Genomic DNA, 22,613 nt, shown 5'->3' on the forward strand with positions numbered 1-22,613 from the left:
GCTGCGAGCCGACAACTCGGCGACGCCCGGGCGGCCCGCCAGCAGGCGTTCGTCGGCCGAACACTAAAGCGCCGCCTCGGTCTTGCGGGCCTCCGAAGGCGCCCCGCAGCGACCCCTCTCCTCGGGCAACCCCGCCAGAAAGCTCTCGACCGCCGCAAGCGTCGACGCCCAGGCGGGGCCGCGGTAGCCGTTCAGGCGCGCCAGAGCCTGCGTGCGCGCTCCGCCGGCGTCGTCGGCATAGGCGCGGATGGCGGCGAGCCAGCCGGGACCGTCCGTCGGATCGATCATCGTCATCCGGCCGCCGCCGATCTCGTGGAACACCGGAATGTCGGAGGCGATGACCGGGACGCCGGCGGCCAGCGCCTCGACGATCGGCAGGCCGTAGCCTTCGCCGAACGACGGCATCAGCAGCGCTCTCGCCCCGAGCATCAGCCGCTTCAGGCTCGGCGTCGGCAGTCCGGACACTTCGACGACGTGCCGACGCAGCGACACGCTGCGGTCGAGCAGGTCGATGATGTGCTCGTTCTCCCAGCCGCGTTCGCCCACGAGGACGAGCTTGGGCGCGCGGTCTCCCAAACGCGCGACCAGGTCTCGCCAGACTTGCAGAATCAACAGATGATTCTTGCGCGGCTCGATGGTGCCGCACATCACGAAATAGGGCGCCTCCGGGTCGGCGGTCGCGGCCGTCTCGACGGTCGAGAACGTCGGGTCGGGCGCGAGCGGCGCCACCAGAATCGGCAGGTCGGGCCTGCCGAGGCCGGCCATGTGACGCGCGAGCGCGGACCGCACCGACTGACTGGATACGATCGCCGCGCGTCCGCGGCGCGCGACGCCCCTGAGTCTGTGCTCGTGCCGCCGATATTCGGTCGGCCGGAAATACTCGGGCAACTGGAGCGGCAGCAGGTCGTGCAGGAAGAACACGCCGTCGATGGCGGGGTTGGCGCCGAGCCAGCGCAGGCAGAGGTCGAAATCGATCAGGTACTGGCTGACGTTCAGATAGACGGCGCCGTCGGCCGCGAGCCGCCCCGGCGCCTGCCCGAGCCAGACGCCGTGGCGCGCCATCCATCGCAGCGACTCGGCGAACTGGCCGGCGCGGCCCTTGGAGAAGCGGCGCTCCGGGGAATCGTCGCGCAGCGCTGCGGAGACGTGGGTCAGATGCCGGTCCTGATCGGGGACGACTTCCTCGCCCCAGTGGCGACGGACGAGGTCGACGACCTCGCGCGCCGCCGCCTGCGAATAGACCCGCGGACCGATCGGGGTCATCAGAAGGCCGTAGCCGGTTGCGCCCCGCGCGCCGAGGAAATGATCGGCGAAGGCGAAATCCACGCGATCGATCCCGTTGGGGGTCCGGTTGAACACGCGCGAGAACAGCCGGGTGAGGTCGTACAGGACCGGACGCGAGGTCATGCCGGCGCCGCCGCCGGAGGCGCGCCCTCCGGGGTCTGGAAGGCGTCGCGCAACCGGACGAGCGCGATCAGCGGATCGGCCGTGACGGCGGGCCGCGCGGCGCCTTCGACCTCGATGGCGGCGCGCGCCTTCACCAGGGTTTTCCCCGGCCCGAGCCGGTTGCGGGCCGTAACGACGAACCGTCCGCGAAACCGCGCCCCGACCCGGACCGGATCGGCGAAGCGCAGCTTGTCGAGCCCGTAGTTCACGACCGCCGCTCCCGGGGGCAGGACGATCCGCTGCGCGAGGAGCGCCGGCATCAGCGAGACGAGGAGATACCCGTGCGCGATCGCGCCGCCGAATGGTCCCTCTCTGGCCGCGCGCTCCGGGTCGACGTGAAGGAACTGGGCGTCGCCGGTCGCCCGGGCGAAAAGGTCGACCTGCGCCTGCGAGAGCGCCCGCCAGTCGGTTGCGCCGAGATCGAGGGAACCCTCAGCGTCGACGATGTCGCTCCAGCCGATCACCGGCGCCGCTCACGCGCCGCTGCGACGGAACGCCACCGTGGCGTTGAGGCCGCCGAAGGCGAACGAATTCGAGAGCGCGGCGTCGATCCGCATGGCGCGCGCGGCGTTCGGGATGCAATCGAGATCGCATTCGGGATCGGGCTGGTCGTAATTCGCCGTCGGCGGCGCCACCTGCCGGCGCATCGCCAGGACCGTGGCGACCGCTTCCAATGCTCCGGCGGCGCCGAGCGCGTGGCCGGTGACCGCCTTCGTCGACGACACGGGCGGGCGGGCGTCGCGGCCGAACACCCGGGTCATCGCCTCGGTTTCGGTGATGTCGTTCGAGCGCGTCCCGGTCCCGTGAGCATTGACGTAATCGATGTCGCCGGGAGAAAGATCGGCGTCGCGCAGCGCCGCGAGGATGGCGCGGCGCATTCCGTCGGCCGACGGCTGCAGGAGATCGCCGGCGTCGGCGCTCGAACCGAACCCGGCCAGTTCGATCTCCGGTCTGGCGCCTCGGGCGCGGGCATGGTCTTCCGACTCGAGGACGAGCACGCCGGCGCCCTCGGAGATCACGAGCCCGTCACGGGTCCTCGAGAAAGGACGGCACTTGGTCCGGCTGACGATCTTCATCGCTTCCCAGGAGAGAAGCGAACCCTCGGTGAGAAAGGCTTCCGTCCCGCCGGCGATCGCGACGTCGACGACGCCAGCCCGGATCAGCGAAGCCGCGACGCCGAGCGCGTGCGTCGACGAGGCGCAGGCGCTCGACGTCACGAAGCACGGACCCTGTGCGCCGCACGCCATCGACACCTGGCTCGCGCATCCGCTGACCATCCCGCGGACGATCGTCAGCGGATGCGGTTTTTTCCCTTCGAGATATACGCGTCTGTACTGCGCCTCGATCGCCTCCTGCCCGCCGGCCCCATTTCCAAGGACGACGGCGACGCGTTCAGGGTCCTCCACCGGGCATCGCATCCCGGCGTCGGCGAGCGCTCGGCAGGCGGCGGCGACGGCGAAGCCGCCGGACCGATCCAGGGCCGCGAGCGAGCGCACGGGCAAGCCCTGCAAGTGGGTCTCGTCTTCGACGGCGCCCACGCGCATGGACAGTCCGGGAGCGAGCTTCGGCGTGGAAAAATGACCCTCGCCGGCGACGAGCGAATCCCAGAACGCCTCCGGCGTAATCCCGGCGTTGGAAATCACGCCGACGCCGGCGACCAAGACACGCCTCACCCTTTTGGCCCCGCAACGATGGCGCGGGTCGCCAGATCGATGAAGTCGCCGATCGTTTCCAGCTTCGTGTCCGGATTGTTGGCGTTGAAGTCGATGTCGACCGTGTAATGCTCTTCCAACTCGAAGATGCATTCGATCGCATCGAACGAGTCGAGCCCGGTGTCCTTGAGCTCAGTCTGTTCCGTCCAGCCGGCGCTGTCCCGCTGCGTGCGCCGGGCGATGATGTCCTTCAATACCCGCGTGACGTCGGCGCGGATGTCTCCGCTTTCGGTCGTCGCGCCCGGCGCCTGCTCGCTATGATCTTTCGTCATGTTCCGCCTGATTCCCGCCGATGACGGCCCCATTGTCGCAAACCGGCGGCCTAGAGCTGCTTTTCGTAAATCCTGAAAACTCGCGTGCGACGCGCAGGAAGGCTCATGACCGGCGCGAGGGCGGCCCGATTGTCCTCGAGGATCCAGCTGTACTCGACCTCTTCGACGCCCGCCTTGCGGGCGTCGGCGATCGATCGCGCCATCAGCTGGCCCATCGCCGCGACGCCGACGATCGTGTCGCGCCACTTCTTGGCGGTCGCCGCGAGCAGGACGCGGGCTCGCCGGGTTCCCCGAACGTGCAGCCGCCAGAGCAGCGTGGGAAGGCCGGTCGGAAACAACTTTCCGTCGAGCCCCTGAAGCGCCTCGTTGACGTCGGGCACCTGCGCGATGACGGAGACGAGTTCGCCCTTGTAGGAGGCGAAATAGATCCAGCCCGGCCTCGCGATCGGCAGCATCATCTTGCCGGTGAAATCCGCTTCCGCACGGCTCATCGGCAGCGCCCATCGATTCTCCGACCAGGCGTCGTTGTAGAAGTCGATCAGCGTGTGGAGGTCGCCGAAGAAATTGCGATAGGAGGCGGTGCGAATGTCGATCTTCGGCGCCCTCCCCTTCGCGATCTCACGCGCCACCCGTTCCGGGACGTTGGATTCCCGAACAGCGCACATCAGCGCGTAAAGATCCGTCGCCTTGACGTAACCCAAGGTCTCGATGGCGTCGCCATAGTATGGCGGGCAGTGATTCGTCTGCATGATGTGGGCCTGGTCGAAGCCCTCGACGAGCAGCCCGGTTTCTCCATTGACGTTCAGCCCGAATGGCCCGCGCGACAGGGCCATGCCCTTGTCGCGCAGGAAGGACTCGGCGGCCCCGAACAGCGCCGCAAAACAGGCCGGATCGTCGATCGATTCTATGAATCCGAAAAATCCGCAGCGATCCCCGTATTTTTTCTGGTGTCCGGCGTCGACCGTCGCCACGATCCGGCCGACCGGCTCTCCCGAGCGATAGGCGACAAACGGCTGAACGGCGTTCTCTTTCAGAAAAATCGACTTGGCGTCGAACATTTGCCGCGCCTCGTCGTGCACCTGCTCGACCCACTGCCGGTTCGACGCCTCGGCCCGCCGCGCCGCGACGATGAAATCATCGAGCCCCGCGCGGTCGCGGACGGGACGTACTTCAAAGCCGTTCATCGCGAACCCCGCTGGGCGACGGGCCCCTGCTCCGTCCCTGCCCGTCTCAACTCTTCAGCGAGGCAGAGAACTGCGACTTCGATCTGCTCTCGCGAATGCTCGGAGCTGATGAAGAAACGCAGTCGCGCCGCGCCGTCGCGGACCGCCGGGTAGATGATCGGCTGAACGTTGACGCCCCGTCCGAGCAGATTGGAGCTCACCGCCACCGCCCGAACGGAGTCGCCGACGATGACGGGAATGACCGCCTCGCCGAGACTTTCGCCCAGGTCGAGGCCCTGCGAGCGGGCGAGGCGGCTGAACAACCCGGCGTTCTCGCGCAGGCGTTCGACGCGCTCCCCGCTCACCAGCAGCAGCCGATGGGCCGCCAGCGCCGCTGCGGCGAAGGCCGGAGCGAGCGCGACGCTGAAGACGAACCCGCCGGCGTTGTGCTTGAAAAATTCAATCAGGGTGGAGGACGCGGCGACGAAGCCGCCGCACGAGGCGAGCGTCTTCGACAGCGTTCCCATCCAGATGTCGACCGATCGCGGGTCGACGCCGAAGCGTTCGAACGATCCGCGTCCATGGCGGCCCAGAACGCCCAGGCTATGGGCTTCGTCGATCATCAGCATGGCGCGGTGGCGCGTCTTGATGTCGACCAGCCTCGGCAGGTCGCAGACGTCGCCGTCCATGCTGTACAGCCCCTCGGCGACGATCAGCACACGCTGATACAGGCCGCGCCGCCGCTGCAGCGCGGCGTCGAGCGCGTCGAGGTCGTTGTGCGGAAACGACCTGACCTTGGCTCCCGACAGCTTCGCCCCGGCGATGATGCTGTTGTGCGCCAACGAATCGAACAGAATCAGATCCTTGGGGCCCATCAGCGCGCCGATTACGCTGACGTTCGTCCCGTATCCGCTCACAAACGAGAGACTGGCGTCCTGGCTGTAGTGCTCGGCCAGCGCGCGTTCGAGATCGGTGTGGATTTTCCGTTCGCCCGCGACCAGCCGGCTGGCGGATGGCGACACCCCGTAGAGCCCCACCGCCTCCACCGCCGCTCGATGCACGTCGGGATGCTGATTGAAACCCAGATAGTCGTAGGAGGAGAAGTTGATCAGCGACTCGCCGTCGACGACGGTCGAGGCGCCGGCGCGGCCTTCATGGACCAGGAAGTACGGGTGTCGATGACCCAATCGCTTAATTTCCGCAGAAAAGGCGCGCTGTTCCTGCATCCGAGGCAAGGTTTCAAAGCAATCGGTGGATATATCCGAGTCGACAGCGTCCTGCTTCTCCGAAAGGTCGCGGGGGCTGGAGGCGGCGGACGGACCTCTATATTTTGGCTCGTCGCCTGAAATCGGAAGTAAATCCATCACTTGCGTCCGTTCATCGGAGACCGGCACCTTCCCTTATCGCATTAAACGTTCCGCGCGCGCAACAAAATTACAAATTTTATACGGTGCTTGCTGCCCGTCCGTGGACGCCATCGCCCGCCTCCGCGACGCCGCACGCACGTCATCGGAAGCCAAGTTACGGCGCACCGTCCAGACCCACGCATCCCGAGAACCGACGAGGCTCGTCATTGCGCCGCCTCGAGCCGCCACCCTCGTCGGCCCAAGGCGGGCGCGCCCGGTTGTTTGATCGAAGTTTCGCCGCAATGTCAACCCGCTGCCCAAGCAACCGGAGTGAACCAAGGTATTGATTCGCCTCTGCCGTGAGAAACGGCGACTACAGCGTCGAACATAGATATCGAAGCGATCTGAAATTAGTTTTACGGTAATTATCAGCAGTAGGTGACGCATCCAGAGCTGCCGCGTGAATTCCATATACGTCGACTTCCTGCGAAGAGGTGGTATCTCGTCGTCGCTAACATTGTCGCTTGGAAAGCGGAAGCTCCTCTCCAGCCGTGTCATTTTCGCAACACCCGTCTGCGTGTGCGCATCCGCGGGTCGGTGGGGGCGTAGCCAGAGCCGGTCCGGCTTGATAGACGGGGAAGTCGAAATGGGGCCGTTCATGGGGCGATCAGGGAAACTGGGTCTTGCGGGCGCTCTTTCGGGCGCCGTTGTGCTTGCGCTCGCCGGATGCTCCTCGCTGCCGGACTCCGGACCGAGCGCAAAAGATGTTTCCGCCCGGCAGGTCGACACCGATCAGAGCCAGCGATATCTCGTCGTCGACATTACGCCGACGGCCGTCGAAGCCTTGAGGCGGCACGGATTCGGCAGCCTGTCGGCGCAGTTCGGCGACCGCCAGCCCTCGGCCGAACCCGCGATCGAAATTGGCGACGCCATCACGATCACGGTCTGGGAGGCCGCGGCCGGCGGCTTGTTCTCGTCCGCCGCCGCCACCACGACGAGCGGCGCTACGGCGAGCACCGGTTCGAACAGCGCGACGATTCCGGAACAGGTGGTCGGCCGCGACGGCGGCATCACCATGCCTTACGCCGGCCGAATCCACGTGGCGGGTCAGACGACCCGCGCCGTTCAGCAGCAGATCGAGCGCGCGCTGGAAGGCAAGGCGATCCAGCCGCAGGTCCTCGTCAACATCACCAAGACGGCCGGCGGCTCCGTCAGCGTCGGCGGCGAGGTCGCTGCGGGCGCGCGCGTGCCGCTGACCGTCAAGGGCGACCGGCTGCTCGACGTCCTGGCGACCGCGGGCGGCATCCGGGCGCCGGTGAACGAAACCTTCGTCGACCTTTCCCGCGGTTCGACGACTTCGCGCATTCCGCTGATCACGATCGTCAACAACCCGCGGGAAAACATCTATCTCCATCCCGGAGACACCCTGACGCTGGTTCACGACCCGCAGACGTTCATCGCCTATGGCGCGACCGGCTCCAACGCCGAAATCCCGTTCAACGCCGATGGAATTTCGCTCGCCGAAGCGCTCGCCAAGGCGGGCGGGCTGCAGGACAACCGATCGGACCCGCGCGGCGTCTTCATCTTCCGCTACGAGCCCGATTCGGTCGCTCGCCAGTTCGCGCCGACCAGTCCGCTGGTCCGTCCCGGCCGCCTGACGCCGGTCGTCTACCGGCTCGACCTCACCGACCCGAACAGCTTGTTCCTGCAGCAGAACTTCCGCATGGCCAATCGCGATTTCCTCTACGTGTCGAACTCGCCCTCGACGGAAGTGCAGAAGGTGTTCGGGATCATCGGCGGCGGCATCGGCACGATCGGCTCGGTGGCGAGCATCGCGAGCGCCACCTCGACGCTCAAGTAAACGAAGACCGACGCCTCGGGGTTCAGGCCGGCAGGCTGCGCGGCCTCGGTCCCCCCGTCGCCCAGTCGAGCAGTTCGACGGTGTGCGCCACCGGAAGCGCCGTGCCGGCCGCGATCTGGGTCAGACAGCCGATGTTGCCGGCGGCGACGAGGTCCGGCGAGACGCTCTCGAGGGCCGCCGCCTTCCGGTCGCGCAGCCGCGTCGCGAGCTCAGGCTGCAGCAGGTTGTAGGTTCCCGCCGAGCCGCAGCACAGATGCGCCTCCGGCGGCTCGACCACGACGAAACCGGCTGCGCGCAGCAGCGCCTTGGGCTGATCGCGAACGCGCTGGCCATGCTGAAGCGAGCAAGCGCTGTGATACGCGACGCGACGGCCGACCGCGACGGCGGGCCGGAGAAGTCCGATCTCGTCGACGAGTTCGGTCACGTCGCGGGCGAGCGCCGCGACCACGGCGGCCGGCGCCGCGAGGGTCGGATCGTTGCGGAACAGGAAGCCGTAGTCCTTCACCGTCGTGCCGCAGCCGGAGGCGTTGACGACGATGGCGTCCAGCCCGCCGCGCTCGATCTCCCGCGTCCAGGCGACGACGTTCGCCCGGGCGAAGGCTTGTCCGTCCTGCCCGAGATGATGGGTGAGCGCGCCGCAGCATCCGGCGCCCGCGGCGACGACCACCTCGCAGCCATGACGGGTGAGGAGCCGGATCGTCGCCTCGTTGATCTCGGGCGCCAGGACCTGCTGGGCGCAGCCGCCGAGCAGCGCGACCCGCCGCGCCTTCGCGCCTTCGCTCGCGAAAACCTGCGGCCGATCGACCGGCGACGGCGCCGGCAGCCGGCGCGGAACGAGGCTCAGCGCCGCGCCGAGGCGCCCGGGCAGGAGCCCGGCGAGCGGCGCCGCCAAACCCGCCGCCCGCATGAGCGCGCGAAACAGCTTTGGACGCGGCAGCGCGAGGCCGAGGGCGCGCCGCATGACCCGGTCGATGAGCGGCCTCTTGAACGTCGCCGCGATGTGGTGGCGGGCGTGATCCACCAGATGCATGTAGTTCACGCCCGAGGGGCAGGTCGTCATGCAGGAGAGGCAGGACAGGCATCGGTCGACGTGCTTGACGACCTCCGCGGTCGGCGCCCGCCCGGTCTCGAGCATGTCCTTGATCAGGTAGATGCGCCCACGGGGACTGTCGAGCTCGTCGCCGAGCAGGGCGTAGGTCGGACAGGTCGCGGTGCAGAAGCCGCAGTGCACGCAGGCGCGGAGAATCTTTTCCGACTCGCGCACGTCGGGGTCTTCGAGCTGGGCCGTCGTAAAATGCGTCTGCATCAGAGGCCCTCGCGCAACCGGCCCGGATTGAGGATGGCGCGGGGATCGAAGCCGCGTTTCACTCGCGCGCCCAGCAGGGCCACGCCGCGCTCCTCGGGCTGGAAGACGGGCGTCGCGGCGCGGATCGAATCCGGCGCGGCGATCAGGGTGGCGTGGCCGCCCATGCCCGCGATCGCGGCGCGGACGCGCGCGGCCCCGCCGTCGTCCGCGGCCTCGGCCTGATCGAGAGCGAGCCAGACCAGGCCGCCGCCCCAGTCGTAAAAAACCTCCGCCGAATCGAAGGCGGCGCGGCAGGCGCCGGCGAGCGACGCCGCCCGGCTCGGGGTCGGGCACAGGCGCCAGACCACGCGCCGGCCGGGCCCGAGCAGCGGCGCGACCGCGCCGAGCTCCCGCCAGACGGCGCGGGTCTCGGCGTCGCCGAGGCGAACCGCGCGCCCGAGCAGGGCTTCGAGCGCGTCGGCGCGCCAGGCGACGGAAGCGGGCGGCCCCTCGAGGCGCAGCAGGGTGACCGCCGCAGCGCCGCCGGCCACCGCGCCGACGCCCGAGCGGCGCGCGCTTCGAGCGGGCAGATGCGCCGCGCCGGTGACCTCGAACGGCGAATTGAGGCCGCGCGCCAGCGCCGCGATCGCCGCCTCGTCGTCGAGCCCGGCGAGCGCCAGCGTGCACGACGTCGCCGGCCTCGGCGTCGTCTTGACGGTGATTTCGGTCAGCACCGACAGCGTGCCGTAGGCGCCCGCCTGGAGCTTGGCCATGTCGTAGCCGGTGACGTTCTTGACCACCTTGCCGCCGGCCTTCCACGTCTCGCCGAAGCCGTTGACGGCGGAAAAGCCGAGCACGAAGTCGCGCGCCGCGCCCGCGCGCAGCCGGCGCGGCCCGGACAGGTTGCAGGCGACAATTCCGCCGAGCGTCTGCTCGCCGGAACTGCCGAGCAATTGTCGCCAGTCCGGCGGTTCGAACGCCAGCATCTGGCCTTCGGCCTCGAGCGCCGCCGCGATGGCCGCCAACCTCTCCCCGGGCCGGACGGTAAGCACCAGTTCCGCAGGTTCGTAAGTGACGACGCCTGCGAGCCGCGACACGTCGAGCACGTGCTCCGTCGTCATCGGGCGGCCGAGCCCGCGCTTGGTCCCGCCCGCGACGATCTCGAGCGCGCGGCCTTCCGCCGCCGCCCAGGCCACGGTTTCAGCGGTCTCGCGAGCGTCCGACGGGGTAAAGGTCGACATCCGGCGCCGGCTCCGTCAGAAACGCGGAAGATCGGGAAAGGGAAGCGCGCCGCCGCTGACGTGCATGCGGCCGAGTTCGGCGCAGCGGCAGAGCTGGGGAAACACCTTGCCGGGATTGAGAAGGCCCCCGGCGTCGAAGGCGCATTTCAGACGCTGCTGCTGGGCGAGGTCGATTTCGGTGAACATCGTGTCCATGAGGTCGCGCTTTTCCACGCCGACGCCGTGCTCGCCGGTCAGCACGCCGCCGACGTCCACGCACAGCCGCAGGATCGCCGACCCGAACGCCTCGGCCCGGTCGAGTTCGCCGGGCTTGTTGGCGTCGTAGAGCACCAGCGGATGGAGATTGCCGTCGCCGGCGTGAAACACGTTGGCGCAGCGAAGTCCGTATTCGCCCTCCATCGCTTCGATCCGGCGCAGCACCCGGCCGATTTCCCGGCGCGGGATCGTCCCGTCCATGCAGTAATAGTCGGGCGAGATGCGGCCGACCGCCGGAAACGCCGCCTTGCGCCCGGCCCAGAACAGCAGCCGCTCCCGCTCGGACCGGCTCGAGCGGCAACTCGTCGCGCCGTTCTCGAGCGCGATCGCCTCGACCTCGGCGACGAGGGCGTCGACCTCCGCCTCGCAGCCGTCGAGCTCGACGATCATCAGCGCCGCGGCGTCGAGCGGATAGCCGGCATGGACGAAGGCCTCGGCCGCTTCGACCGCGAGCTTGTCCATGATCTCCATGCCGCCGGGAATGACGCCCGCGCCGATCACGCCGGCGACGCAGGCCCCCGCTCCCTCGACCGAGGCGAAGCCGATCAGCAGCGCGCGCGCGCCGGGCGGCTTCGGCAGCACGCGCACCGTGACCTCGGTGACCACGCCGAGCATGCCCTCGGAGCCGATGATCGCCCCGAGCAGATCGTAGCCGGAGGCGTCGAAATGCTTGCCGCCGAAGCGCAACAGTTCTCCCTCGATCGTCGCCAGTTCGACGCCGATGACGTTGTTGGTGGTCAGGCCGTATTTCAGGCAATGCACGCCGCCGGAATTCTCGGCGACGTTGCCGCCGATGGTGCAGGCGATCTGGCTCGAGGGATCGGGCGCGTAATAGAGGCCGAGCCCCTCGACGGCCTGGGTGATGGCGAGATTGGTCACGCCGGGCTCGGCCACGACGCAGCGGTTGGCGACGTCGACCTCGCGGATGCGGTTGAACTTGCCCATCCCGAGCAGGACGCCGTCGGCGAGCGGCAGGGCGCCGCCCGAGAGCGACGTCCCGGCGCCGCGCGGCACGACCTTGACGCCGTTCATGGCGCAGTAGCGCAGCACCTCGACCACCTGCGCCGTCGTTCCGGGGAGGACGGCGACCATCGGCGGTTGCCGGTAGGCGGTCAGCCCGTCGCACTCGAAGGCGGAGAGTTCCGCCGCCCTGTCGATCACGCCTTCGCCGGGGACGATTGTTCGCAGCGCCGCCACGATCTCGGCGCGCCGGGCGAGCACGGCGCGGTCCGGCTCCGGCATCGCGATCATCGGCCCGCTCCCGCGGCCAAACGCCTGTTCAGCGACGCGCTCACCTTCGCTTCCCTCCCCACGCCGGCGCCGCGACGGACGCCTGAAGTCGGTCTGGCCAGCGTCGGCCGGGCTTCGCGCCGGCGCTGGGTCCGCAGCCGTCCCTTATCGGCGAGCGGCGCCGTTCCGTCGAGAGCCAAATGGCGGCGTGGCCCGACGACTCGACCGGGCGCGGTCCGCCGGCGCGGTCGGGGCTTGCGGACCTCTGCATGGCTCGTCGACCCGCGGCCACACCCCACGTTCGGTGAGGTCGACTGTGCGTCGCGATGATCCACCCGTCACGACACGACCGCGACCACGGATCAGACGGGAGCGCCTTGACGGCCGCCGCGCCGTCTGTCTTTCTTGCGTCAAGCAATCCACGATTGGTTACAATATTTCAACAATTGATTTTTTTGGAGCTTCGATCTTGACGACTATTCTCGACGCCTTGAAGGCGGTGTTGCCGGATGGCTGCAACAGCAGTGATACCGGCTGGGATAGTGTGCCGAGCTGGCCTCCTGACCTTTTCGCCGCGGTCGCCAGCATCACCGAGCGATCGGGGCTCTATTCCGATACTGCATTTACATCATCTTGGGATAAATGTTTTGTCTGCGGACCCGACCACTGCAAGGAGGTGGAGGAGCTCGGCGGACAATGGCGCAACTCCGGAGCGCCGCCGAAAGCAGTCCAGGACTCTTGGTCTGCGCTGGTGCGTCGATATCAGAAAGCCCGGCTCGACGACGGCAGCGACGCCAGTTCCGGATGGAAGGCATTGGTGTTCAAGCTCCTCACCATTGCGGACGACGCCTGCGCCGGCGTGGGATTCCCGCTCCCGGTCGGCGACAATCTCACGCCGGGGGCGAGGCAGGCCGCGGAAGCGGGCGCCGCTTACGTGGTGTTCGAGGAACACGTCGCCTGGCTGAAGAAGCAGGATGCGACGCCGGACGTTTCGGTCATGGGAGGGCGCAACCTACCGTTCGTTCCGCACAGCATATGCGCAATGGTTCCGCCCGCTGTCGCCTGCGTTCAGCCCAAAGCCAGCACGCCCTCCGTCGGCTGCACCCTACGGTCGCTCACACACCACGTGGCGCTCTTGCCCTCGATAGGCCACGTGACGACGCACTGGCGGATTGCAACGGGACAGGAGGAGCAACTCAGGCCCTTCAATTTGCTCGTCATTCCGTTCCCGTATACGCTGCCCGGCAGCAGCTTCAAGCCGCTCGCCGCCCGGCCGGCGTCCCGTGACCGGGCGTTCGCGCTCAACCCGAGCGTCTGGACGGCGGAGACCACGCCGCAGGACTTCAGCCGCTTCATCATCGACCTGATCGGTCGCGCCCATTCCGAGATTGAGCCGGTCCATGCCGTCGTCCTTCCCGAAACTGCGCTGCTGAGCGACTTCGCTGCGCAAGTCGCGAACGAACTGGCTGAAAAAACCGACGTCGAGCTGTTGCTTTGCGGGACGCTGTACAGGGAGAACGGCCGCGCCCGGAACGCGGCCTCGATGTATCGGATGCTGTCGCACACCGTGGTGCAGAGATCCTCCCAGTCCAAGCACCACCGTTGGCGTCTGGACGGCGATCAGGTCAAGCGTTACCAACTCGGGAACGTTCTCGACCCGCAGGCGAGCTGGTGGGAGGCGATCGAAGTCGGCTACCGCCACTGCTTCATCACCGTGTTTCGTCCCGGCGCTGCGTTGTCGGTTCTGGTGTGCGAGGATCTGGCGCGCTACGACCCTGTGCTCACAGTCATGAACGCGATTGGCCCCAATCTCGTCCTGGCCTTGCTGATGGACGGTCCGCAGGTCGAAAATCGATGGCCCGGCCGGTATGCGACCTCGCTCGCCGACGACCCCGGTTCGTCCGTGTTGACCGTCACCTCCCTGGGCATGTTAACGCGATCTTCAATGCCCGGGGAGAATCCCAGCCGGCAAATCGCGTTGTGGAAGGAGCCGGGCGGCAGGGCGATCAGCCTGAAATTGCCCGCCGGCGACCATGCCCTTCTGCTGTCGCTGACCGCTCGCAGCGTCGAGCAATTCACGCTCGACCGCCGGTCCGATGGCGGAAGCACCGTCCGTTTCGAGCTTGGCGCCGCGCATGGAATAAGGCACCCTTCGCCTCCGTCCTGGCTCGGAACAATGCGGTGAGTATTTGAACCTCCGAGCGTCATAATACGTTATCATGCAAATCATGAGGAGCGAGGCGATGTCTCAGACCTTGGCGGAGATCCTCGAGAGGGCCCTCGAGCACACGGCCCGCCCTGACAGTTCCCGTGCGTTCTCGCAACGTCTGGAGCGTGACCCGGCCCGTGCGCCGATCTTGCCGCAGGTGCGCGAGAGTCCGGAAAACCTCGGGGCGATGGCGGCCCGTATGGAGCCTCCGTCGACCACGCTCACCCCACGGTCGGGCGATTCCACCGCCGAAGGATAATTCGGAATATCGCTCGGCGCTCCAGGAAGCCGGGACGGCCGTCCCAGGTCGTCCAGCCGGCGACGTCGCGCCAGCTGCGCAAATGCGTCGGAAGACGGTCGTCCTGAAGCGCGACGAGAATGTCCCTCACGAACGCCGGGGTTCGGTCGAGCGCGCCCGCGATGCCCTCCTCGGTGCGAAACCGGAAGGCGGGATGGACCAATTCCGCTATCACTGCGGCGATATCGTCTCGCCCGCAACCACGCGCCAGAAGCGGTTCGATCACCCCCTGATCCAGCTCGTAGTCCCCGACCTGTCGTCTGCGCACCAGGTCGTAGAGCACCGTGGCCTTGATGAGGCGCAGCGTCGGCCTGCGCAGAAACCACGCCCATCCGCGGCGCATCACGAAGCGGAGACGCCGATTGCGCGTCTGTCCGTCGATGAACGCGGGCACGACCGCATCCAGACGCGCCTGCATTTTCTGTTCGAGTCGAGCCAAGACGTCGCGTTCGAGCTGCGGCCATCTGGGTAGCGGCGTCGGTTCGGCTGCGGATCCGACCAGCGGGACCACCGGGACTTCGCCGTTGTCAGCGCGCCGTCCTTGCACGATCCCGTTGGCCTGCACCGTGAAGCTCTCGGCAAGAAACAGCTGGCAGTTGCGTCGGCCGAGTTGAAAGTCATGCGCTCGAAACGACTTGTCGAGGAAGCCGCCAAAGCCGCCCAGCAGTCCGCAGGCGATGGCGAAGCGCTCCTCGGGCGCTCTTTCGGCGGAATCATTCGGGCGAACGGTCCTCGGTATGCGCCGCCGCGGCGAAATCAGAAATCGGCTGTAATCCCGCCCGTCCACGGCCGGCGCGAGTTCGGAAATCCGAAATCGCGCCTGATTGACCAGTGCGGGATACAGCGCACGGAGGATGGCGGCGATTCCTGGCTTCGGCGCATTCTCAGGAAGGAATTTCGGCGGGTCGGGAAACGGCGCCACCATCACGATGGCGCGATCCCCCGCCTTCTTGTGCTCCTCCGTTGGGGGGCCTCCGAACAATGCGTACTGCGCGTAGTCGAACGGATTGTTGTTGACGATCCCACCGTCGAGAGTCTGGAAGGCGAACCGCGCGGATTCGTCTTTCAGGGAGTCCGGGAAACACGGTTTGACGAACACCCCCGGCTGCAGATTGATGGGCAGCTTCCGGTCGATGTAGTTGCGAGCCTCATAGGATAACAGGCGGGGCGCCAAGCCAACGGGAAATGCTCCCGACGCCAACGCCGCCGACCCGTAGGCGTCCCAGTCCCGAGATGTTTCGCCGGGCGCTGCAGGCAGCGTGCCGACATCAAGGACAATGGCGGCGTTCTTCGAGTCTTCTTCCAGCCAGGCCGCCGGCCGCGATTCCGCCGTGCCAAGGCCCTTGACGAGATAATGTACGCGGTCTCCGTGAGTCAACATTCCATACTGGTTCTCGGGGCGGCCGAACCCGACCGTGTAGGGAATACCACGCATATTGGACAGCGTCATGTAGATATGAAGTTCTTTCGAAATGTAATCTGCCGTTGAATTGATGTGGCGCTGGCCAGCTTCTTTCGGAGCCGAGATCGCTTCCGACTTGATTCGCTCGAGTACGGTGCTGTCCAGTACCGACGTCAGCTCCAGGCCGCTTCGGTCGAGGTCGGCTCGCCCGAGAAACCCAGGAGATTCGCCAGAACCCGCCATGTCCGGCAATTCGACCCAGGTACGCCAGATCGCCGGCAAGACGCAGCGATAGGGTTGCGCCTGCGAGCGGTAGGATGGATAGCATGCGTTCCGCTCCGCTTCACTCAGTTCCCGACCGTGCAGACCGCGGGCGAGCGCCACGGCGCTCAGCGCGCCTGTTATCGCCCCCGCAGAGGCGCCGGTTATGACCTTTATGACCACGCGGTGTTGCGGGACGCCCTCATCGTTCCGATGCCTGTCCCATTCGTCGAGCGCCTGGAATAGAAAATCCAAGACCCCCGCAGTATACGCGCCTGCCGATATCGCTCCCGCGAGAGTCAATCCCAATTCAAAAACCTTAGCGTCCCCAGATTCGGGATCTATATTCAAATCGGCCAATGCGCTTCTCCCTTCCCATCCAGGGGCCTGCGCCTCGTCGAGGCGACCTGCAGGGCGAGCGCGACCGCGAGGTCCGGACGAGTTCGCCCGATTCATCCAGTTTTTTTGCTGGGGTGCAAGCCCTGAACGTCGCCAGCCGCGACCGTGCGGCGACACCGGAGCGGCCCGTCGCAGGGCGCGCCGCCGGGATCGGCGAACCCGCCCCACACCGGTCTGAAATCTCAACCGGCGGCCCTCCGGTCGTCGTCCGAGACGGGCCTCTCTCTCCGCGCCGCGGTCCCCGGCGGCGGAGCGGGCGCGGCCCGGTCGTCGTCAGCGGAACCGGGACTCGGCGCAACCGGCGCGGCCGATCCGGGAGGCGCTCCGGCGGCGACCCCCGAGAGGGCGGACCGCCGCCCGCGCTCGCCGTCAGCGGGCGCGCTGGGTGAGTTCGGCGGCCGGCCCGGACGGATCGCCGGCGCCGGAGGCGGATGGGAAGGCCCCGCGGCCCGGCGCCGGGCCGATGAGGCTGACGAGGTAGATCAGCAGCCACACGGCGATTCCGGTGACGAGGACTGCGGCGACGGCGGCGAGGCTGCGATCGTCGGCCAGATAGCCGCGGTAAAACTCCGCCTGCTTTTCGATCCTGTTCATAGCGCTCTCCATCGGAGACGGGCTCTCGCGCAGCGCCTTCGCCCCCTCGTGGCGGAACGATCCTCTTTTGCGCTAACTTCCGCCGGGTCAGTTCGCTGTGAGCCGCGTCACAGTCCGTGGGGCATGACGGCATGAACCTGGGCGCGCGGTCCATTAGTTGACTACTTTTGTCAACTATATTATGCTGAAATGCCGGCGTGCGGCCGGCTCACGGGTCGTCCGGAACCATGCCAGCGTCGGTCCAGATGGAAACGCGCCCCTCGGGCGACTGGAATCCCAGCCTCTATCTGAAGTTCATGGACGAGCGGACCCGCGCCGCGCGCGACCTGCTCGATCGGGTCCCGCTCGCCGCGGCGCGGCTCGTCTACGACCTCGGCTGCGGGCCGGGGAACAGCTCGCGGCTTCTCACCCGGCGCTTTCCCGATGCGCGGCTCGTCGGCCTGGACACGTCGGAGGCCATGCTGGCGCACGCCCGCAACCTCGTCCCGAACGCGACGTTCGCCCGCGGCGACATCGCCGGCTGGTCGCCCGAGGCGCCGCCCGACCTCATCTTCACCAATGCGGCGCTGCATTTCCTGCCCAACCATCACGAACTGATCCCGCGCCTGGCGTCGACCCTGGCGCCGGGCGGCGTGTTCGCGGCGCAGATGCCCTCGACCGCCAACGAATCGTCGCATGCGCTGATGCGCATGGTCGCCGCCGAAGGCCCGTGGTCGTCGCGCCTCGTGCCGGTCGCCAAGACGCAGCCGTACATCGCCGCCGTCGACGATTATTACGAGTGGCTGCAGCCGGTTTCGAAGGCGATCGAATTGTGGCTGACGACCTACGTCTACATGTTCGACAGCGCCGCCGGCGTCGCCGACTTCTTCGCCGGATCGGCCCTGCAGCCGTTCCTCGAACGGCTCTCCGACGACGAGCGCTGCGCCTTCGTCGCGCGTTATCGCGAGGGCCTCGAAGACGCCTATCCCGCCCAGTCGGATGGAAAGGTCCTCCTTCCCTATCCGCGGCTGTTCATGGTCGCGGTGCGCCGCTGAGGCGGCTTCGACCCCGGCCTCGTGCGGACGAAGAGGCCGTAGCCGACACCGGCCTCGTCGCGAGCGGCCGCAGCCCAAGCGGAACCCGCGCCCGCCTTCATCAGTCGGGTGAACGGGGATACACAAAGGCGAGACCGGTGAGAGGCCGCCGTTGGCGCCGTCATTTTGCCCGCTTCCAGTTGGTCGCGATTCCGATCATCATGCGCACACCGACCGTCAGAGCGCGACGATTGTTCACGTTGCCGCCTTTGCTCTTGCCCCAGCGGGGGTGGAACGTCACCGGGCATTCCACCACGGTCAGGCCGTATTCGAGCGCGCGATCCAGGAAGTGCGGGTTGAACTCGAGATTCACCGCCGGATCGAGATGGGGAAGAAGGGCTGCGAGCGCGTCCCGGCGGCACAGCTTGTAGGTCGTGCCGACGTCGGTGAGGGTCGCGCGGCCGAGATGCTTGGCTTCCAGGAGCTTGCCGACGAAAAGATTGCCGTAGACCATGAAGGTCGTCAGTTGGGTCGTGTGGGCGCGCAGACGTTCGACCGTGCGCGTTCCGTTGACGATATCGGCATGGGGCGCGTAGGCGAGCAGCTTTTCAATGTCGGCGGCTCTGAAGGTCATGTCTCCTTCGCACAGGACGATCAGTTCCGAATCGTTCCGCGCCAGCGCTTCCTTGAAGCACCGATAGACGCAATGGCCGTACCCCTGCCGGGGTTCGTCGACCGTGTCCGCGCCGGCTTCCGCGGCGACCCGCATCGTGTCGTCGGTGCTGGCGTTGCTGACGACGATGACGGAGCGGACGAAAGGGGAGGAGCGGAAGTCCCTGACGGCCTCGCCGACGCTCTTCTCGTCGTTGAAGGCGGTCAGCGCGACGGTGACCCGCTTGTCCGCCACCGGGTCGACGCGGATCGGCTGGTCCGGGCGCTTGTGCGAAAGCAGGACGAAGAGGTCCAGCAGCGCCAGGGCGACGCCGATCGTCACCGGAATGCCGCTATACCAAACGATCGTCTGGTCGATCGGATGGAGCCAACCGTTGAGCCCGAGCAGGTAGCGCGCCACGCCCAGCGCGACGCCGAAGAGGTACATCGCGACCCCGAAACAGAACAGAAGCGCCGCATACATCAGCAGCGGTGGTTTGGTGGTCAAAAATCGAGCCGCCGGACGTCCGTCCGCCACTGAAATAACCCTATGATCGGGAGTATACGATCATTTATCCCATCTTAATTTTGTCCACAAGCGCTTTCTTAGTCAATAATGTCAACGTAAAATTAGCATGCGTTGTTACGCCGAGCGATGCGCTGGCTGAACAGCTCTCGAAATGAACGAGAGGCTGGGCAGAACGACTTGAATTTTCTTTAAATCAACACGTGAACGCCGGTCAGCGGCGCGCCGGACGGCGCGCGCCGTCGAAGGCCGCGTTGATGATCGCCGCCTGGGCCGGATCGAGCGCGAGCTTGCCCGTGAAGCCGACCCGGCGCGCGGCGGCGGCCTCCGTCCGCAGCCGGCCGAGGTCGTCGAGACCGGGGAACGCGGCGTCGATCGCCCCGACCCTGGCCGCCGCGGCGGCGAACAGCGTCATTGCCCGCGCCGTCCGGAGCGGCCCAGCGAGGACTCCCTCGTCGTCGCGAGCCGCCTCGGCGCCGATATCGGCCGCGAGCGCGGCCGCGTCCCACGCCAGGCCGATCAGGCGCGAGGCCGCGCCGCGCAAGGCCGCGGCGGCGAGCAGGCCTTCGCTCGTATCGATCGAGGCCACGATCGCGGTACGCCCGTCGTCGACGCCGTTCAGCGCCTCGTGCACGGCGAGCTTCGACGACAGCCGCTCGACGTCGGCCCGGCCGCCCGTGGCGGGCAGCAGCACGGCGAAAGGCGCGGCCGGCATGATCGCCTGCAGATCGCGGTCGGTCTCGCCCGACCGAAGCGGGTTCAGGCGCGCGATCGCGAGCGGACCGCCTGGACGCAGCGCGGCTTCGGCGAGCGCGCGCGCGGCGCTCGTCCGCGCAGCGCCCCGCCGCCCGGGCGCGACGTCGAGGCCGACGACGACGGCGTCGGCCGCGCTCGCGAACGCGGCGGCGAGCGCCCCCATGTCGTCGCCGGGCGTCATGAGCAGCGAGCGCATCGACTCACACGGAGACGATCTCCGGCCCGCGCCGGCGCATGAACGCCGTGCGCCGGCATTCCGCCACCAGCGTCCCGTCCTGCTTGAACGCGCGATGACGGAACTCGACCAGGCCGGCGTCCGGCCGCGACTTCGAGGCCCGTGTCGACAGCACCTCCGTCTCGGCGCGGATCGTGTCCCCCTCGAACAGGGGCGCAGGGAACGTCACGTCCGTCATGCCGAGATTGGCGATGGTGGTGCCGACGGTCGTGTCGTTGACCGAGATGCCGATCATCAGCCCGAGGGTGAACAGCGAATTCATCAGCGGCCGGCCCCACTCGGTCTCGGTGGCGCAGAAATGGGCGTCGATGTGCAGCGGCTGCGGATTGAGGGTCATGTTGGAGAACAGCATGTTGTCCATCTGCGTGACGGTCCGCGTCAGGCGGTGGCGGATGAGGTCGCCGACGGCGAAATCCTCGAAAAAGAGACCGCCGCGGGGATGGCGGGCGGGTGTCGGCATGGGGTCCTCCGGCGTCGGTCTTAACGTCCCGTTTACCATAAACGCATATTCGCTAGGATATGCAGACTCTTCGCGAACCCGCAGCCTCCGCCACGACCGCTTCTTCGCCCGCGTGCGCCGTGCGCCGGGTTTCCGAATGGGCGCAGCGCGCCGGAACGCGCGAGCGAGCCGAGGCCGCGAGCGCGCTGGCGCGCGCCTTTCTCGACGCCGACATGACGTCGGCGCTGCGCGCGGACTGCGCCGCGGCGCTCGCCGCCCTCGCCGCCGACCGCGCGGCCGAGGTCCGGCGGGCGCTGGCGGAGGCCTTCGCCGGGGCGCGCCGGGCGCCGCGCGCGCTCGTCGTCGCGCTCGCCCGCGACCGGTCGGAGGTCGCCCTGCCGCTGCTCGCCCGTTCGCCGCTGCTCGCCGACGCCGATCTCGTCGACTGCGTCGCCCTCGGCGACGCCGCCGCCCAGTGCGCGGTCGCGCGCCGTCCCGGTCTCGGGGCGGGTCCCGCCGCGGCGCTGGCCGAAGTCGGCGCGCGCGAATCGGCGCTCGCCCTCCTCGACAATCGCGGCGCGGCAATCGCCCCCGCTTCGCTCCTGCGGCTGATCGACCGTTTCGCCGCCGACGCCGGGATCCGCGAGGCGCTCGGCGTGCGCCCGGACCTGCCGGCTTGCGTCGAGGCCGCGATCGCGATCGCCGCGGACCGCCCGGCCGCCTCGCGCGCCGCCCGACGCGCGCGCGACGTCGCGCTCACGGGGCTCGCGGCCCGCTGCCCGGAGAACGAGCTGCCCGCGCTGGTCCGCACCATCGGCCAGCGCGGCGCGCTGACCCTCGCGCTCCTGCTGCGCTCGCTCCTCGGCGGCGAGCGCAGACTGTTCGTCGCGGCGTTGGCGGAACTCGCCGGCCTCGACCCGGCGCGCGCGGCGAAGCTCGTGAGCGATCCGCGTGGAAAATCCTTCGCCGCGGCGGCGGCGAAAGCCGGCCTGCCGGCGCCCGCCCTGCCCGTGCTGCGCGCGGCGCTCGCCTCGCCCGCGGCGCCGGCGACAGCGGCGCGCGCGCCGCTTCCCGCGGCGCCCGTCGTCGCGGCGATCGCCGCCTGCGAAGCGGAGAACGACCCGACGCTCGCGCCATTCATCTTCTATCTGCGCCGCCTGGCGGAGGAAGCGGACGCGGACGCCCCGAGACGGCCGCCGGCGGCGCTTCCGCAGCGGACGCTGCCGAAAAAGCTCGAGTTCCCCCCGGCCAACGACGCCCCGGTCGCGCCGACCTCGGCGCTGTCCGACCGGGCCGACCCCGCTCCGCCGCTGGCGCTGCCGGCCCATCTGGTGCTCGCGCTCGACGCCGCCTGAGGGTCAGGTCTCAGCCGCCGCGCGCGCCTCGTCGATCGCGCGCTTGAGAACCGCTGCCTCCTGCGCGCCCGGCACGCCGAGCCGGCCGGCGAAGATGAAGAACGGCACGCCGGTGACGCCGATCGCCTGCGCCTCGGCGATCTCGCCCTGCACCGCGTCCACGTCGGCGCCCTCCTCGAACAGGCGCGCCACGAGCGCGGCGTCGAGGCCGCTCGCGGCTGCGATGTCGACCAGCACGCCGCGATCGCCGATGTCGCGCCCCTCGACGAAATAGGCCTGAAACAGCCGGTCGACCACGGCGCCCTGCGCACCCGACGACGCCGACCAGCGAATCAGCCGGTGCGCGTCGAGGGTGTTGGGCGCGCGCCCGATCCGGTCGAAGGCGAAGGCGACGCCGGCCTCGCGCCCGAGCGCGGTCAGGCGGTCGTGGACCTCCTTCAGCCGCCCGCCGCGGCCGAACTTGCGCTCCATGTATTCCGTCCGGTCGAGCCCGCCCTCGGGGATCGTCGGGTCGAGCTGGTAGGGCCGCCAGCGCACGACGACCGGCCCCGGCTCATCGGCGAGCGCCGCGGCGAGCCGCTTCTCCCCGAGATAGCACCAGGGACAGACCACGTCGCTGACGACGTCGATGGTCAGAGGTCCCGCTGCGTCGCTCATGCCCGTC

At 68.3% G+C, this 22,613-nt stretch carries 19 protein-coding genes; 4 read left to right on the forward strand and 15 right to left on the reverse strand.

The window, feature by feature from the left end:
• Positions 1-63: 63 nt before the first annotated feature.
• The 6 genes from DFR50_RS03400 to DFR50_RS03420 are packed head-to-tail and all read right to left on the reverse strand — an operon-like array spanning position 64 to position 5,780.
• Positions 64-1,407 (reverse strand): glycosyltransferase family 4 protein, encoded by a 1,344-nt coding sequence (locus DFR50_RS03400; protein ID WP_113887800.1) that lies wholly within the window; start codon positions 1,405-1,407, stop codon positions 64-66.
• Positions 1,404-1,910 carry a MaoC family dehydratase gene (locus DFR50_RS03405; RefSeq protein ID WP_113887801.1) on the reverse strand — a complete coding sequence of 169 codons (507 nt, stop codon included), beginning with the start codon at positions 1,908-1,910 and terminating at the stop codon, positions 1,404-1,406. The genes DFR50_RS03400 and DFR50_RS03405 overlap by 4 nt, the downstream gene beginning before the upstream one ends.
• A 9-nt stretch (positions 1,911-1,919) precedes the next feature.
• Entirely contained in the window at positions 1,920-3,107 is a 1,188-nt protein-coding gene (locus tag DFR50_RS03410) for a beta-ketoacyl-[acyl-carrier-protein] synthase family protein (protein WP_245427289.1), read from the reverse strand.
• Positions 3,108-3,115: 8 nt separating this feature from the next.
• Positions 3,116-3,430, reverse strand: coding sequence for an acyl carrier protein (locus tag DFR50_RS32450; protein WP_210208795.1), 315 nt, complete (start codon positions 3,428-3,430; stop codon positions 3,116-3,118).
• Between the two features lie 50 nt (positions 3,431-3,480).
• Positions 3,481-4,614: a hypothetical protein gene (locus DFR50_RS31865; protein ID WP_170153035.1), complete on the reverse strand. Its 1,134-nt coding sequence runs from the start codon at positions 4,612-4,614 to the stop codon at positions 3,481-3,483.
• A complete protein-coding gene (locus DFR50_RS03420) occupies positions 4,611-5,780 on the reverse strand; it encodes an aminotransferase class I/II-fold pyridoxal phosphate-dependent enzyme (protein WP_245427291.1) in 1,170 nt (389 codons plus the stop codon). The genes DFR50_RS31865 and DFR50_RS03420 overlap by 4 nt, the downstream gene beginning before the upstream one ends.
• 817 nt (positions 5,781-6,597) lie before the next feature.
• On the opposite strand from DFR50_RS03420, the gene DFR50_RS03425 reads away from it, so the two are divergent.
• Positions 6,598-7,800, forward strand: a complete 1,203-nt coding sequence (locus DFR50_RS03425) for a polysaccharide biosynthesis/export family protein (RefSeq protein ID WP_113887961.1) — start codon at positions 6,598-6,600, stop codon at positions 7,798-7,800.
• Positions 7,801-7,822: 22 nt separating this feature from the next.
• Here DFR50_RS03425 and glcF read toward each other — a convergent pair whose 3' ends face one another.
• From glcF to DFR50_RS03440, 3 genes are read right to left on the reverse strand one after another with little or no spacing between them, the layout of a single operon-like run.
• On the reverse strand, positions 7,823-9,106 hold the full coding sequence (gene glcF, locus DFR50_RS03430) for a glycolate oxidase subunit GlcF (RefSeq protein ID WP_113887804.1): 1,284 nt from the start codon (positions 9,104-9,106) through the stop codon (positions 7,823-7,825).
• Positions 9,106-10,326 (reverse strand): FAD-binding protein, encoded by a 1,221-nt coding sequence (locus tag DFR50_RS03435; RefSeq protein WP_113887805.1) that lies wholly within the window; start codon positions 10,324-10,326, stop codon positions 9,106-9,108. The genes glcF and DFR50_RS03435 overlap by 1 nt, the downstream gene beginning before the upstream one ends.
• 15 nt (positions 10,327-10,341) lie before the next feature.
• Entirely contained in the window at positions 10,342-11,832 is a 1,491-nt protein-coding gene (locus tag DFR50_RS03440) for an FAD-linked oxidase C-terminal domain-containing protein (RefSeq protein WP_113887806.1), read from the reverse strand.
• 448 nt (positions 11,833-12,280) lie between these two features.
• Between DFR50_RS03440 and DFR50_RS03445 the strand changes: the two genes are divergently transcribed.
• A complete protein-coding gene (locus DFR50_RS03445) occupies positions 12,281-13,996 on the forward strand; it encodes a hypothetical protein (protein ID WP_147262646.1) in 1,716 nt (571 codons plus the stop codon).
• A gap of 245 nt (positions 13,997-14,241) precedes the next feature.
• On the opposite strand, the gene DFR50_RS03455 is transcribed toward DFR50_RS03445, so the two are convergent.
• Both DFR50_RS03455 and DFR50_RS03460 read right to left on the reverse strand, forming a co-directional pair.
• Positions 14,242-16,341, reverse strand: a complete 2,100-nt coding sequence (locus DFR50_RS03455) for a patatin-like phospholipase family protein (RefSeq protein WP_170153036.1) — start codon at positions 16,339-16,341, stop codon at positions 14,242-14,244.
• 408 nt (positions 16,342-16,749) lie between these two features.
• Positions 16,750-16,974, reverse strand: a complete 225-nt coding sequence (locus DFR50_RS03460; protein WP_113887810.1) for a hypothetical protein — start codon at positions 16,972-16,974, stop codon at positions 16,750-16,752.
• A gap of 227 nt (positions 16,975-17,201) precedes the next feature.
• On the opposite strand from DFR50_RS03460, the gene tam reads away from it, so the two are divergent.
• Positions 17,202-18,008: a trans-aconitate 2-methyltransferase gene (gene tam, locus DFR50_RS03465; RefSeq protein WP_113887811.1), complete on the forward strand. Its 807-nt coding sequence runs from the start codon at positions 17,202-17,204 to the stop codon at positions 18,006-18,008.
• A gap of 160 nt (positions 18,009-18,168) precedes the next feature.
• Here tam and DFR50_RS03470 read toward each other — a convergent pair whose 3' ends face one another.
• The 3 genes from DFR50_RS03470 to DFR50_RS03480 form a co-directional block, all read right to left on the reverse strand.
• Positions 18,169-19,146: a glycosyltransferase gene (locus DFR50_RS03470; RefSeq protein ID WP_210208796.1), complete on the reverse strand. Its 978-nt coding sequence runs from the start codon at positions 19,144-19,146 to the stop codon at positions 18,169-18,171.
• A 232-nt stretch (positions 19,147-19,378) separates the two neighbouring features.
• A complete protein-coding gene (locus DFR50_RS03475; RefSeq protein WP_113887813.1) occupies positions 19,379-20,116 on the reverse strand; it encodes an aldolase/citrate lyase family protein in 738 nt (245 codons plus the stop codon).
• Between the two features lie 4 nt (positions 20,117-20,120).
• On the reverse strand, positions 20,121-20,615 hold the full coding sequence (locus DFR50_RS03480) for a MaoC family dehydratase (RefSeq protein ID WP_113887814.1): 495 nt from the start codon (positions 20,613-20,615) through the stop codon (positions 20,121-20,123).
• A 119-nt stretch (positions 20,616-20,734) separates the two neighbouring features.
• On the opposite strand from DFR50_RS03480, the gene DFR50_RS03485 reads away from it, so the two are divergent.
• Complete coding sequence (locus tag DFR50_RS03485; protein ID WP_170153037.1) at positions 20,735-21,949, forward strand: DUF2336 domain-containing protein; 1,215 nt, start codon at positions 20,735-20,737, stop codon at positions 21,947-21,949.
• Between the two features lie 3 nt (positions 21,950-21,952).
• Here DFR50_RS03485 and DFR50_RS03490 read toward each other — a convergent pair whose 3' ends face one another.
• A complete protein-coding gene (locus tag DFR50_RS03490) occupies positions 21,953-22,606 on the reverse strand; it encodes a DsbA family oxidoreductase (RefSeq protein WP_113887816.1) in 654 nt (217 codons plus the stop codon).
• Between the last annotated feature and the right edge of the window lie 7 nt (positions 22,607-22,613).

Origin of the sequence: Roseiarcus fermentans, assembly GCF_003315135.1 — a bacterium.
Classification (GTDB): Bacteria; Pseudomonadota; Alphaproteobacteria; order Rhizobiales; family Beijerinckiaceae; genus Roseiarcus; species Roseiarcus fermentans.

What these genes read in the sequence shown, in the direction of transcription:
- DFR50_RS03400 (WP_113887800.1), bottom strand. Translation starts at nt 1,407, where the DNA reads ATGACCTCGCGTCCGGTCCTGTACGACCTCACCCGGCTGTTCTCGCGC.
- DFR50_RS32450 (WP_210208795.1), bottom strand. Translation starts at nt 3,430, where the DNA reads ATGACGAAAGATCATAGCGAGCAGGCGCCGGGCGCGACGACCGAAAGC.
- DFR50_RS31865 (WP_170153035.1), bottom strand. Translation starts at nt 4,614, where the DNA reads ATGAACGGCTTTGAAGTACGTCCCGTCCGCGACCGCGCGGGGCTCGAT.
- DFR50_RS03425 (WP_113887961.1), top strand. Translation starts at nt 6,598, where the DNA reads ATGGGGCGATCAGGGAAACTGGGTCTTGCGGGCGCTCTTTCGGGCGCC.
- glcF (WP_113887804.1), bottom strand. Translation starts at nt 9,106, where the DNA reads ATGCAGACGCATTTTACGACGGCCCAGCTCGAAGACCCCGACGTGCGC.
- DFR50_RS03435 (WP_113887805.1), bottom strand. Translation starts at nt 10,326, where the DNA reads ATGTCGACCTTTACCCCGTCGGACGCTCGCGAGACCGCTGAAACCGTG.
- DFR50_RS03440 (WP_113887806.1), bottom strand. Translation starts at nt 11,832, where the DNA reads ATGATCGCGATGCCGGAGCCGGACCGCGCCGTGCTCGCCCGGCGCGCC.
- DFR50_RS03460 (WP_113887810.1), bottom strand. Translation starts at nt 16,974, where the DNA reads ATGAACAGGATCGAAAAGCAGGCGGAGTTTTACCGCGGCTATCTGGCC.
- tam (WP_113887811.1), top strand. Translation starts at nt 17,202, where the DNA reads ATGCCAGCGTCGGTCCAGATGGAAACGCGCCCCTCGGGCGACTGGAAT.
- DFR50_RS03475 (WP_113887813.1), bottom strand. Translation starts at nt 20,116, where the DNA reads ATGCGCTCGCTGCTCATGACGCCCGGCGACGACATGGGGGCGCTCGCC.
- DFR50_RS03480 (WP_113887814.1), bottom strand. Translation starts at nt 20,615, where the DNA reads ATGCCGACACCCGCCCGCCATCCCCGCGGCGGTCTCTTTTTCGAGGAT.
- DFR50_RS03490 (WP_113887816.1), bottom strand. Translation starts at nt 22,606, where the DNA reads ATGAGCGACGCAGCGGGACCTCTGACCATCGACGTCGTCAGCGACGTG.